At 68.6% G+C, this 12588-nt stretch carries 10 protein-coding genes; 5 read left to right on the top strand and 5 right to left on the bottom strand.

The features are described from left to right. The first annotated feature begins 32 nt into the window (after positions 1-32). The 3 genes from deoC (at position 33) to DPM12_RS15440 (ending at position 3362) form a co-directional block, all read left to right on the top strand. Entirely contained in the window at positions 33-983 is a 951-nt protein-coding gene (gene deoC / locus DPM12_RS15450; protein ID WP_112259243.1) for a deoxyribose-phosphate aldolase, read from the top strand. A gap of 61 nt (positions 984-1044) precedes the next feature. Beyond that, positions 1045-2493 (top strand): aldehyde dehydrogenase family protein, encoded by a 1449-nt coding sequence (locus DPM12_RS15445; RefSeq protein ID WP_112259242.1) that lies wholly within the window; start codon positions 1045-1047, stop codon positions 2491-2493. Continuing rightward, on the top strand, positions 2490-3362 hold the full coding sequence (locus DPM12_RS15440) for an aldehyde dehydrogenase family protein (protein ID WP_112259241.1): 873 nt from the start codon (positions 2490-2492) through the stop codon (positions 3360-3362). Before DPM12_RS15445 ends, DPM12_RS15440 begins: the two co-directional genes overlap by 4 nt. Before the next feature lie 218 nt (positions 3363-3580). Here the strand turns inward: DPM12_RS15440 and DPM12_RS15435 are convergent, their stop codons facing one another. The 3 genes from DPM12_RS15435 to DPM12_RS15425 form a co-directional block, all read right to left on the bottom strand. Further along, the gene (locus tag DPM12_RS15435) at positions 3581-4933 is read right to left on the bottom strand and encodes an HAAS signaling domain-containing protein (protein WP_112259240.1); all 1353 of its coding nucleotides are present in this window, start codon (positions 4931-4933) and stop codon (positions 3581-3583) included. Positions 4934-4935: 2 nt separating this feature from the next. Continuing rightward, positions 4936-5271 carry a PadR family transcriptional regulator gene (locus tag DPM12_RS15430; RefSeq protein ID WP_112259239.1) on the bottom strand — a complete coding sequence of 112 codons (336 nt, stop codon included), beginning with the start codon at positions 5269-5271 and terminating at the stop codon, positions 4936-4938. Between the two features lie 152 nt (positions 5272-5423). Next, the gene (locus tag DPM12_RS15425; RefSeq protein ID WP_112259238.1) at positions 5424-6560 is read right to left on the bottom strand and encodes an adenosine deaminase; all 1137 of its coding nucleotides are present in this window, start codon (positions 6558-6560) and stop codon (positions 5424-5426) included. Between the two features lie 102 nt (positions 6561-6662). Here DPM12_RS15425 and pta point away from each other — a divergent pair, with 102 nt between their 5' ends. Next, positions 6663-8819 carry a phosphate acetyltransferase gene (gene pta / locus DPM12_RS15420; RefSeq protein ID WP_112259237.1) on the top strand — a complete coding sequence of 719 codons (2157 nt, stop codon included), beginning with the start codon at positions 6663-6665 and terminating at the stop codon, positions 8817-8819. Between the two features lie 41 nt (positions 8820-8860). On the opposite strand, the gene DPM12_RS15415 is transcribed toward pta, so the two are convergent. Further along, positions 8861-9817 carry an LLM class flavin-dependent oxidoreductase gene (locus DPM12_RS15415; RefSeq protein ID WP_211659024.1) on the bottom strand — a complete coding sequence of 319 codons (957 nt, stop codon included), beginning with the start codon at positions 9815-9817 and terminating at the stop codon, positions 8861-8863. A 59-nt stretch (positions 9818-9876) separates the two neighbouring features. On the opposite strand from DPM12_RS15415, the gene DPM12_RS15410 reads away from it, so the two are divergent. Further along, the gene (locus tag DPM12_RS15410) at positions 9877-11073 is read left to right on the top strand and encodes an acetate/propionate family kinase (RefSeq protein WP_112259235.1); all 1197 of its coding nucleotides are present in this window, start codon (positions 9877-9879) and stop codon (positions 11071-11073) included. 19 nt (positions 11074-11092) lie between these two features. On the opposite strand, the gene DPM12_RS15405 is transcribed toward DPM12_RS15410, so the two are convergent. Then, on the bottom strand, positions 11093-12397 hold the full coding sequence (locus DPM12_RS15405) for a thymidine phosphorylase (RefSeq protein WP_245951289.1): 1305 nt from the start codon (positions 12395-12397) through the stop codon (positions 11093-11095). Positions 12398-12588 lie beyond the last annotated feature (191 nt).

Genomic DNA, 12588 nt, shown 5'->3' with positions numbered 1-12588 from the left:
TCCACCGTCACGTGACGCCTAGACTCGGGGATGTGACAACGCTGGACGAGGTGCGCTTATCAGACGTGACGTCCTCCGAGGCGTCCTTGCGGCAGTTCCTGCACGGCCTGCCCGCCGTCGACCATGTGGGCGCGGAGGCACGTGCCGCCGGTCTGGCCACCCGGTCGATCAAGACGACGGCGAAGCAGTTCGCCATCGACCTCGCGATCTCCATGATCGACCTAACCACGCTCGAAGGCCAGGACACGCCCGGCAAGGTGCGCGCCATGTGCTCCAAGGCGCAGCGCCCGGACCCGTCGGATCCCACCGTTCCACCGGTCGCCGCCGTGTGCGTCTACCCCGATCTCGTCGCCACCGCCCGGGCCGCCCTGGGCAGCAGCACGGTCAAGGTCGCGAGCGTCGCCACCGGATTCCCCTCGGGGCGCACGAGCCTCCAGGTCAAGCAGGCGGACACGCGCGAGGCCGTCGCCGACGGAGCTGACGAGGTTGACATGGTCATCGACCGCGGTGCTTTCCTGGCCGGCCACTACGGCCAGGTCTTCGAGGAGATCGCCGCGGTCAAGGAAGCCTGCGGGGACGCACACCTGAAGGTGATCCTCGAGACCGGCGAGCTCAGCACCTACGACAACGTCCGCCGGGCATCCTGGCTGGTCATGCTCGCCGGGGCCGATGTCATCAAGACCAGTACGGGAAAGGTTGCCCCGGCAGCCACGCTCCCGGTCACGCTGGTGATGCTCGAAGCCGTCCGCGACTTCCGGGACACCACCGGCCGCCAGATCGGCGTCAAACCCGCCGGGGGCATCCGGGCCACGAAGGACGCGATCCGCTATCTCGTGCTGGTCAACGAGACCGCCGGAGAAGACTGGCTCGCCCCGGAGTGGTTCCGCTTCGGCGCGTCGAGCCTGCTCAACGATCTGCTAATGCAGCGGCAGAAGATGATCACCGGCCGCTATGCCGGCCCGGACTACTTCACCCTGGACTAGACCTGCCACCCGACACCTGCCATCCGCCGGCGGAGAGGCAGAAACGAGCCGAGGACGAGCGATGACGAAGTTCGAATACGCACCGGCACCCGAGTCGCGCGCGATCGTCGATATCAAGAGCTCGTACGGGCTCTTCATCGGCGGCCGTTTCGTCGATCCCACCCAGGGGACGTCGTTCAAGTCGGTCAACCCGGCCACGGAGGAGGTGCTCGCCGAGATCGCCGAGGCGGGCCGGGAAGACGTCGACGCGGCCGTGTCCGCCGCGCGTACCGCGTACACGAAGACGTGGTCCTCGCTCTCCGGCCGGGACCGGGGCAAGTACCTGTTCCGCATCGCGCGCATCATCCAGGAACGTTCCCGCGAGCTGGCCGTGCTGGAGTCGATCGACAACGGCAAGCCGATCCGCGAGTCCCGTGACGCCGACATCCCGCAGGTCGCCGCGCATTTCTTCTATTACGCCGGCTGGGCGGACAAGCTCAACTACGCGGGATTCGGCACCAACCCGCAGCCCTACGGCGTGGCGGGGCAGATCATTCCCTGGAACTTCCCGCTGCTCATGCTCGCCTGGAAGATCGCTCCGGCACTGGCCACCGGCAACACCGTCGTCCTCAAGCCGGCCGAGACGACTCCGTTGAGCGCGCTGCTGTTCGCGGAGATCTGCCAGCAGGCCGAGCTGCCACCTGGCGTCGTCAACATCATCACCGGTGCCGGCGACACCGGCCAGATGCTGGTCGAACACCCGGACGTCGACAAGATCGCGTTCACCGGCTCGACGGAAGTCGGCAAGGCAATTGCCCGCAGCGTCGCCGGCACGTCGAAGAAGGCGACGCTCGAGCTGGGCGGCAAGGCCGCGAACGTCGTCTTCGACGATGCCCCGCTCGATCAGGCCGTCGAGGGCATCGTCAGCGGCATATTCTTCAACCAGGGACACGTCTGCTGCGCCGGATCGCGGCTGCTCGTTCAAGAATCCGTGTACGACGACGTGCTCGCCCGGCTCAAGCGGCGCCTGACCACGCTGCGCGTGGGAGACCCGCTGGACAAGAACACCGACGTCGGCGCCATCAACTCGGCGGAGCAATTGGCCCGTATCCGCGAGCTGTCCGACGTCGGCGAGTCCGAAGGCGCCGAGCGCTGGTCTCCGCCGTGCGAGCTGCCCGACCGCGGATTCTGGTTCCCGCCGACCGTGTTCACCGGCGTATCGCAGGCCCACCGCATCGCCCGGGAAGAGATCTTCGGACCGGTGCTGTCTGTGCTGACCTTCCGCACTCCCGCGGAAGCCGTCGAGAAGGCGAACAACACGCCCTACGGGCTCTCCGCTGGCGTGTGGACGGACAAGGGATCCCGCATCCTGTGGATGTCGCAGCAGCTACGGGCAGGCGTCGTGTGGGCGAACACGTTCAACAAGTTCGATCCGTCGTCGCCGTTCGGTGGCTACAAGGAATCCGGCTATGGCCGCGAGGGCGGCCGGCACGGGCTCGAGGCGTACCTGAAGGTGGGCGAGGCAGCGTGAGCGAAAGACTGGCCGTGAAGAAGACGTACAAGCTCTACATCGGCGGGAAGTTCCCGCGCTCGGAGTCGGGACGCTCGTACCAGGTCACCGACTCGAAGGGGCGGTTTCTCGCCAACGCCGCCTGGGCGTCGCGAAAAGACGCGCGCGACGCCGTGGCTGCGGCCCGCAAGGCGTTCCCCGGCTGGTCCGAGGCCACCGCCCACAACCGCGGGCAAGTGCTCTACCGCGTCGCGGAGATGATGGAGGGCCGCCGCGCCCAGTTCGTCGACGAGGTCGGATCCAGCGAAGGGCTGGGCCGCTCGCGGGCCGAGAAGGTCGTGGACGAGGCCATCGACCGCTGGGTCTGGTATGCCGGATGGTCGGACAAGATCGCCCAGGTCGTGGGATCGAGCAACCCGGTAGCCGGTCCCTACTTCGACTTCTCGGTGCCAGAACCCACCGGGGTCGTGGCCGTGCTGGCACCGCAGCGCTCGTCGTTGCTGGGCTTGGTATCGGTGCTGGCGCCGGTACTCGTCGGTGGAAACACGGCGGTGGTGACGTCCTCGTACGAACGGCCGCTGCCCGCCATCGCGCTCGGCGAGGTGCTGGCGACCTCAGATGTGCCCGGTGGCGTGGCCAACATCCTCACCGGCCGCGTCGGCGACACCGCGCCGACGCTCGCGTCGCACATGGACGTCAACGCGATCGATCTGGCCGGCGTCGCCGGCGACGACGAACACGCCGTCCAGCTGGAACTTGCCGCGACGGAAAACCTCAAGCGGGTCGTCCGGGCGCCCGCCAAGGAACCCGACTGGACAGCGGAGCCCGGCCTCGGCCGGATCACCAGCTTCCTGGAGACCAAGACGGTGTGGCACCCGGTGGGGATCTGACTCGAGCCCGGCACCAGCCCCTGCCCCGGCACCGACCCCCTTGCACGTTGCTGGCCCTTGCCCGGCACCGGCCCCTGCCCGTTGCCACTCGGCACCCATCTTCTTGGCCGTGTGGAACGTTCAGCGGTGAATGAAACGTTCCAAGCGTTCCACACGGCCAAGAAGTGCGCATCGGTGGTGCCGTATACCCGGGGTGCTCTCGCGCGCTCGGCCGAGAGCTACTTGTCGTCGTCCACTGGTGGTTGCGACGACGAGGGACGGTCGAGCCCGTCCAGCGACTCCGCAGATGAGCCAGCGGCGTCGCCCGGAGACTCCCCCGATGGGTCGCCGGTGGCGTCGCCCGAGCTTGACCCGTCGCCGGAGCTTGACCCGGCGTCGTCGGAGCCCGGCCCGGTGTCCGACGACGCGGCGATATCGGGCAGGTGATCACCAAACGGCGCCGCCAGCTCGGGTACACCACACCGCCCCTGGTCGTTGACCGTCACGCTCTCCCGCGGGAACACGTGTCGGGCCCAGGGGTTTGCCACGACGAACGTCTCTCCCGGTCTCGCATCTTCAACGCATCTACCGGTCGCCGGGATCTGGAGCGGTTCGCCGTTCTGGTCGTACAGGCGCACGCCCCTGAGGAGTTCGCCGTCCGGGCCGTACGGGAAGATGTTGCTGACCTCCGTGTCGGCGGCCAGCTCGAATTCCACGTCGGCAGCGTGACCGGCGTGCTCGTCGGCTGCACTCGGCTCGGGACGCTCCGCAGGCGGCGAGGCCACATACTCAACGTGATCCTGCGCGGTGAGCACACTGGTGGCCACGGCAACGCCGGCGATAGCCAGCCCCGCGTTGGCGGCGTTCAGCGCCCACAGCCGCATCCCGGTGACCGCGCCGTCGACGGTCCTGCGACCGGCCCAGACGGAGGCGACAGCGGTCACCAGGAAGACCGCCAGCCCCAAGCTCGCCGTACTGATGAAGCCGACGATCAGCCCCAGAGCAGCCGCCCGCACCATCCACCACGCCGGGCGCAATGACCGCACGTACTCGAGCGCCGGCTCGCCCCAGGCCTGCTGGCGGAACCATCGATGAAGCCGCAGGGCGGCGCCCGCGCCAGGGAGGCTTGCCAGCTCGGCTCGCCGGTCATCGGCGCGCAGCAGCAAGGGCAGCAGGAACGCGGTAGCGCTGGCGAGCGCGACGACGGCTGGCATCAGCATGAGCACCGCCTCGTCGTCCACGAACAGCACACCGACGACCGCCAGCGCGACGAACAGGGCGGCGGCGCCGGTCAGCGTGGCGATCAGGAAACGCAGGAGCCGCCGGCCGAAGCCCGCCGGGCGAGCCGGTTCCGCCGGCGCGTGCATGCCGGCCGCCCGGCGCAGCTCGGCGGCGTACTCAGCCGGTGGACCCAACCGGTCGACCAGCGCCTGCCCCGAGGTGTTCACGCCGAGCTCCACGGTCACGTCGTTCAGGTGCTCGCGCAAGTCGTCGATGACGTCGGCCAGGTCTTCGGGCGGGAGGTCACTCAGCTCGTCCCGGACCGCGGCGAGGTACGCCGCGGCAGCTGGGTGGTCGCCGTCTCCGGGCATGTTCACACTGCCTCCTTGGTGTCGCTCTCGAGCAGGCCGGCCATGCTGCCGGCGAATTCGTGCCAGGTCTTCTCCAACCGCTCAAGCTGGTCCCGGCCGGCCCGGTTCAGGCTGTAGTACTTGCGATTCGGCCCTTCCTCCGACGGCACGAGGTACGTGGTCAGCGCGCCTGCCCGGTAGAGCCGGCGAAGCGTGCCGTACACGGACGCGTCGGCCACCTCGTCGAAACCGGCCGCGCGCAGCCGCCGCACGACGTCGTACCCGTATCCGTCCGAGCTCCGCAGGACCGCCAGCACGGCGAGGTCGAGCACGCCCTTCAGGAGCTGACTGGTGTCCATGCGCGCTCCTCTATTGTGCGAAACTTAGTAGTGCGCATAACACATTACTAGATGCTGAGACCTCCTGACGAACCCCAGGCACCGTCCCCGGGTCCCTCGCGATGATGCGACCACCCCGGTGCGACGACGTGCCGACCGCCGCCGTGACACCCTCATCTGGCGGATGACGCACCCGGAGCAGCCACGGGACGCAGCCCGATGAGCGTGCGCTGCGCCTTCAACGCGGCATACCCGGGTTTCACGACGTCGTTGATCAACGCCAGCCGCTCGTCGAACGGGATGAACGCGCTCTTCAACGCATTGACCGCGAACCACTGGTAGTCGTCAAGGTCGTAGCCGAACGTTTCCGAGAGCAACGCCAGCTCGCGAGACATGGACGTGTTGCTCATCAACCGGTTGTCGGTGTTCACCGTGACGCGATACCGCAGCCGGGTCAGCAGGCCGAAGGGATGCTCCTCGATCGACGGCGCGGCGCCTGTCTGCACGTTCGACGACGGGCACAGTTCCAGCGGGATGCGTTTGTCCCGCACGTAGGCCGCGAGCCGTCCGAGCTTGACATTCCCATCCTCGGACGCCGCGAGATCGTCGACGATCCGCACGCCATGACCGAGCCGGTCGGCCCCGCACCACTGGAGCGCCTCCCAGATCGACGGCAATCCGAACGCTTCACCCGCATGGATGGTGAAATGGGCGTTCTCCCGGCGCAGATACTCGAACGCGTCGAGATGGCGCGTGGGCGGGAATCCCGCCTCCGCTCCAGCGATGTCGAAGCCCACGACACCGGTGTCGCGGTAGCGGACGACGAGCTCGGCGATCTCCCGGGAGCGCGCGGCGTGGCGCATGGCCGTGAGCAGGGTCGCCACGCGGATCGGCCGGCCGGCTTCGGCCGCACGGCGCTCGCCCTCCCGGAACCCGGCCTCGACGGCCCGCACCACCTCGTCCAGCGTCAGCCCGGCGTCCAGGTGCTGTTCCGGGGCGTAGCGCACCTCCGCGTAGACGACGCCGTCGGCGGCAAGATCCTCGGCACATTCGGCCGCTACCCGGGTCAGCGCCTCGCTCGTCTGCATCACCGCGACCGTGTGCTGGAACGTCTCCAGATAGCGCTCCAGCGAGCCCGAGTCGGCCGCTTCGACGAACCACCTGCCGAGCTCCTCCGGATCGCTCGCCGGTAGCTCGTGCCCGACCCGGGACGCGAGATCGACCACCGTGCTTGGCCGCAAACCGCCGTCGAGATGATCGTGAAGTATCACCTTCGGCGCCGCGCGGATCTCTTCCCATGTAGGAGCCATACTCGCGACGGTACACCCGCTCAGCGCCTGGTCATCGTCGATTGCCGACCACGATGAGACGGCCGATCGTCAACATTCACCGGCGCGCGCTAGCCTCGCCCCGTGGCCCGCAATGTCTATCTCGCCTCGGTGACCGGAGAGACGGGCAAGTCGACCGTCGCACTCGGCATTCTTACGGCTCTGACCAGGCGCATCGGACGAGTTGGCGTGTTCCGGCCGATCGTACGTAGCTCTGCCGGGACCGCCCGGCCGGCCGAACCGGCCGGGCAGGATGGGTCACCGGATTCCACCGCCGTCACGGCTCCTTCGGACTACGTCCTGGATCTCCTTCTCGCCCACGACGGCGTCGACCTGCCCTACGAGATGTGCGCCGGCGTGACCTACAAGGACGTACACGCCGACCGCGACGCGGCGCTGGGCACCATCGTGGACCGGTATCACCGCATGGCCGAGCACTGCGACGCGGTGCTCGTCGTCGGCAGCGACTACACCGACGTCGACAACCCCACCGAGTTCTCGTTCAACGCGCGGATCGCGGCGAACCTCGGGACGCCGCTGCTCCTGGTCCTGAACGGACGCGGCCGCTCGCCGGAAGAACTCCGGGCCATGGCCGACTCGGCGGCCACCGAGGTCGCCGCCAACTCGGGGCAGCTGCTCGGAATCGTGGCGAACCGCGTCGAGCCGGACGCCGTCGACACCATACGGACCGCCCTCGGCGCGATGTCGCCGGCATTCGCGCTGCCAGAAGAGCAGCTGCTGTCCGCCCCCACGGTCGCCGACCTCGTGGATCACGGCGGCACGCTGTACCGCGGGGATCCGGCCCATCTGGGCCGTGAGGTCCACGACTTCGTCATCGCCGGAATGACACTTCCGCACGTACTCGACCGCCTGACCGAGGGCAGCGTGGTCATCACGCCATCGGACCGCTCCGACGTCCTGATCGGCGTCCTCATGGCACATTCCGCGCGGACCTTCCCGGCGCTGACCGGTGTGGTACTCAACGGCGGGTTCGACCTGCCACCGCAGATCACGAACCTGATCGACGGCCTGGACGTCAACCTGCCGATCATCACCATGCCCGGTGACACCTTCACCACGGCCACCGCGCTCGCCGGCGTCCGCGGCCGGCTCACCAGGGACGCGACGCGCAAGGTCGAAACCGCGTTGACGCTGTTCGATGAACACGTCGACGAGGAAGCGTTGCTCGATCTGGTCGACGTCGCCGAGAGCAGCGCCGTCACGCCACTGATGTTCGAGCACCGGCTCGTCGACCGTGCACGGCAGCACCGGCGACACATCGTCCTGCCCGAAGGTGTCGACGAGCGGATCCTGCGGGCCGCGGACTCGGTCTTGCGACGCGGGATCGCCGACCTCACCGTGCTCGGCGATCCGGACCGCGTGCGAGAAGCCGCCACTCACGCGGGTGCCGACGTGTCCGCCGCGACGATCATCGACCCGCACCGCAGCGCGTGGCGGGAACGCTTCGCCGAGGAGTACGCGAGACGGCGCGCGCACAAGGGCGCCACGGTCGAAGCGGCCCACGATCAGATCGTCGACGTCTCCTACTTCGGCACGATGATGGTGCTGTTCGGATACGCCGACGGCATGGTGTCCGGGGCGATACACACCACGGCCGACACGATCCGGCCCGCATTCGAGGTGATCAAGACCGGTTCCGACGTCTCGACCGTGTCGAGTGTGTTTTTCATGTGCTTGCGGGATCGGGTCCTGGTCTACGGAGACTGCGCCGTCAACCCCGATCCGCGCGCCGAGCAGCTCGCCGACATCGCGATCTCCTCCGCCCAGACCGCCGAGGAGTTCGGTGTGCCACCCCGGGTCGCCATGCTCTCGTACTCGACCGGGGAATCCGGTACGGGCGCCGACGTCGACAAGGTTCGCACGGCGACCACCCTCGCGCGCAGCCGCCGGCCCGACCTGTCGATCGAAGGTCCGATCCAGTACGATGCGGCCGTCGACGCCGGCGTGGCACGCACCAAGCTCCCAGACAGCGAGGTGGCCGGCCGGGCCACTGTCTTCGTCTTCCCGGACCTGAACACCGGAAACAACACGTACAAGGCGGTCCAGCGCAGCGCGGACGCGGTGGCGATCGGCCCGGTGCTGCAGGGTCTGCGCAAGCCCGTGAACGACCTGTCCCGGGGCGCGCAGGTCCGCGACATCGTCAACACCATCGCGATCACCGCCATCCAGGCCCAGGCGGTCGGCGAGGACGCAGCGGCGGCGAAGGATGCCACCCGTTGATCGCCGACGGGATCCGTACCGTCCGCGTTCCCGCCGGGCGTTCAGCGCTCGGCGAGCTGGAGCACGTCGTCGACTTGCCCCCTGGCGGTCTCGACGTCGCGGGCGGGCCACAACCCGATGCTGTCCACCCCGGCCTCCTCGAGCGCTCGAACGTGCGCCATCGCGTCGTCCATGGTGCCGATCGGGGCCAGCTCGCGCCACCACTCGGGAGGCATGGTCACCAGGCCGTCGACGCCGTGCTCGCGGTAGTGCTCCAGCATTTCGGATGCAAATGGCAGCGTGGTGATACCCGGTGTCGGCTGGTCGAGCAGCGAAGCCAGCCATGGCGCCATGGTCTGGTAGGCCGTACGGCGATCCCGCTCGACACACAGCACGGAGAAGACCGCGAGATGAAACGGAACCGGCTGCCCGGCGTTCTCGTATGCCCAGCGCACGTACGACGGGGCGGCCGGCTCCGCCAGGACCACTCCGTCGGCGACCCGCCCGGCCAGCTCCATGGATTTCGCGCCACGCACGCCAGCGAGCAGCGGCGGGACGTCGTCCGGCGGATGGTAGAGCTGAACGTCGTCGAGCGTGACGTAGCGCCCGGCAGAGGTGACCCGCTCCCCGTGCAAGAGGCGGCGTACCGCCACCATCACCTCGTCCAGCGCCGCCAGGGGCGATGCCGGGCGCGCTCCCATCTGCTCCATCCAGGACTGGACACCGTGCCCGATCCCCGGCAAGATTCGGCCGGGTGCCAACGCGCACAGTGTGGCGATCTCCATTGCGGCGACGGCCGCCTGCCGCGCCACCGCCGGGAGAATACCGATCCCGACGGTGAGCCGGTCGGTCACCGCGGCAGCGGAGGCGGCCAGGCTGATTCCTGCAGTGTAGAAGCAGTCCTCGATCACCCACAGTTGGTCGGCTCGACCGTCCAGGCGGTGAGCGAATTCATTGACCAGCGAAGCGGGAAAGGTCCGGTCGAAGCACATGCCCACGTGTGCGCGTCTTGTCACCATGCGAACACCGTAAGGGTAGAGACTGACAGGGTGAGTAAGAACCAACTACGGGGTGTGCGATGAGCGCAATGGTGCTCGTGCTCAACTGCGGATCGTCGTCGATCAAATACCAGCTCATCGACGCAGACGACGGCAGCATGCCGGCCCGCGGGCTGGCCGAACGGATCGGCGAGAACGGCGGACACATCCGGCACGAGTGGTCGGGCGAACCACTCGAGAAGGACGTCGAGATGCCCGACCACGAGGCCGGCCTGGCCGCGATGCTCGACCTGTTCGAGCAGCACGGCCCACGCCTGTCCGACGTCGGTATCCGGGCCGTGGGACATCGCGTCGTACACGGTGGCGAGACGTTCGCCGAGCCCGTCACCATCGACGACGACGTGGAGCGGACCATCGACGAGTTGTCCGCCCTCGCGCCGCTGCACAACCCGCCGAACCTCGCCGGAATCACGGTCGCGCGACGCGCCTTGAGCGACCTCCCGCACGTGGCCGTGTTCGACACCGCGTTCCACCAGAGCCTGCCTCCGGTGGCCTACACGTACGCGCTCGACCGCGACGTGGCGGCGGAGCATCACGTGCGCAGGTACGGCTTTCACGGCACGTCCGTGTCCTACGTCACGCGGGAGACGGCACGGCTGCTGAACAGGGATCCGGCACGGACGAACATCATCGTGTTGCACCTGGGCAACGGCGCCTCGGCCACGGCGATCCGGGATGGTGCCTCGATCGACACCTCGATGGGGCTGACCCCGCTGCAAGGCCTGGTCATGGGGTCGCGCAGCGGCGACCTCGATCCCGGAATCCTCTTCCACCTGCGGCGCTCCGCCGGGATGTCCGTGGACGAGCTCGACGACATGCTCAACCGGCACAGCGGCGTGCTCGGCCTCACGGGAGTGCGCGACATGCGTGAGGTCCACCAGCTCGCCTCGGACGGCGACGACGCGGCGAAGCTGGCCCGGGACATCTACTGCTACCGGATCCGCCAGTACGTCGGCGCCTACCTGGCGACCTTGGGCGAGGTACACGCGGTGGTGTTCACCGGTGGGGTCGGCGAGAACGACTCCTGGGTGCGGTCCCGCTCGCTCGCCGGCATGCGCCGCCTCGGCATCGAGGTGGACCACGTGCGCAACGCCTCCCGTGGCTCCGGCACCCGGTTCATCTCTCCGGACGGCGCGAGCACCGTCGTCGCCGTGGTACCTACCAACGAGGAACTGGAGATCGCCCGGCAGACCATGAGCGTCGTCGACGGTCGGTGATTCCGCGGTCCTCGTCCCGTCACTCCCCCACCCGGTCGATGATCAGGGGCAGCAGGTCGGGACGCGAATCCGGCGGCGTGATGGTGAACGCGCCGTCGAGCGCCTGCAACGCACGCTCGAACCGCTCCGGTTCGTCCGTGTGCAGCGTCAGCAAGGGCTCGCCGCCCCGGACCAGGGCGCCGGGCTTGGCGTGCATCTGCACGCCAGCCGCTGCCTGTACCGCGTCTTCCTTGCGCGAACGCCCCGCGCCGAGCCGCCACGAGGCCAGGCCGATCGCGTAGGCGTCGAGACTCGCCACGATTCCCGATGCCGGCGCCTCGACCGTGTGCGTCTCGCGCGCGCTGGGCAGCGGCGCGTCCGGCGCGCCACCCTGCGCGGCGATCATCGCGCGCCAGACGTCCATCGCCGAGCCGTCGCGCAGCGCGTCCGCTGGGTCCTTGCCCGATATTCCGGCGGCAGCGAGCATCTCCCGGCCGAGGGCCACCGTGAGCTCGACGACGTCGTCGGGACCTCCGCCGTCCAGGACCTCGAGGGCCTCGCGCACCTCGAGCGCGTTGCCGACCGCCAAACCGAGCGGTGTCTGCATGTTCGTGAGCAGGGCCGCCGTGCGCACCCCCGCGTCGGTTCCGAGATCCACCATGGTGCGGGCGAGCTCGCTCGCGGATTCGACGTCCTTCATGAACGCGCCCGAGCCGACCTTCACATCCAGCACGAGCGCTCCCGTGCCCTCCGCGATCTTCTTGCTCATGATCGAGCTGGCGATGAGCGGGATCGATTCGACCGTCGCGGTGACGTCACGCAGGGCGTAGAGGCGCTTGTCCGCCGGGGCGAGATCATCGGTCGCGGCGCACACCACCGCGCCGACGTCACGCACCACGTTGAACATCTCGGTGCCGGACAGCGACGCTCGCCAGCCCGGGATCGATTCGAACTTGTCGAGAGTGCCGCCCGTGTGACCGAGACCGCGACCGGAGAGCTGGGGCACCGCCGCACCGCAGGCCGCGACGGTCGGGGCGAGCGGCAGGGTGATCTTGTCGCCGACGCCGCCCGTGGAGTGCTTGTCAGTGGTCGGCCGGCCGACTCCCGTCCAGTCCATCCGGGTACCCGAGCGCACCATCGCCTCGGTCCAGCGGGAGATCTCCGGGCGCGACATCCCGTTCAGCACGACGGCCATGGCCAGCGCCGACATCTGTTCGTCGGCGACGGCACCGCGGGTGTAGGCGTCGATCACCCAATCGATCTGGCCTGCCGAGAGCTCGCCCCGGTCCCGCTTGGTCCGGATGATGTCGACTGCATCGAACTGACGTGTCTCGCTCGCGTTCACTGGCCCGCCTTCTTCCCGCATGCTGCCGCTGCCTGCTCAGATCCTGCCCCACTGGGCCGCACTTGGCCATGCCGTCAGCAACCAGCGAACACCGTCCACCCACCGCCGCTTCCTCCCGCTGATCCCGCTGATCATGAACACTAGATGGCTCCATGGCAGGTTCAATCGGTGCTTGCAATGAGCAGCTGGTT

The sequence above is a fragment of the Phytoactinopolyspora halophila genome (assembly GCF_003287285.1).
Lineage (GTDB): Bacteria > Actinomycetota > Actinomycetes > Jiangellales > Jiangellaceae > Phytoactinopolyspora_A > Phytoactinopolyspora_A halophila.
This window is presented reverse-complemented; position numbering and strand designations above follow the sequence as displayed.

Bases quoted from the DNA above. Each gene is read 5' to 3' on its own strand.
- DPM12_RS15445 (WP_112259242.1), top strand. From the start codon at position 1,045: ATGACGAAGTTCGAATACGCACCGGCACCCGAGTCGCGCGCGATCGTC.
- DPM12_RS15435 (WP_112259240.1), bottom strand. From the start codon at position 4,933: ATGCCCGGAGACGGCGACCACCCAGCTGCCGCGGCGTACCTCGCCGCG.
- DPM12_RS15430 (WP_112259239.1), bottom strand. From the start codon at position 5,271: ATGGACACCAGTCAGCTCCTGAAGGGCGTGCTCGACCTCGCCGTGCTG.
- DPM12_RS15425 (WP_112259238.1), bottom strand. From the start codon at position 6,560: ATGGCTCCTACATGGGAAGAGATCCGCGCGGCGCCGAAGGTGATACTT.
- DPM12_RS15415 (WP_211659024.1), bottom strand. From the start codon at position 9,817: ATGGTGACAAGACGCGCACACGTGGGCATGTGCTTCGACCGGACCTTT.
- DPM12_RS15410 (WP_112259235.1), top strand. From the start codon at position 9,877: ATGAGCGCAATGGTGCTCGTGCTCAACTGCGGATCGTCGTCGATCAAA.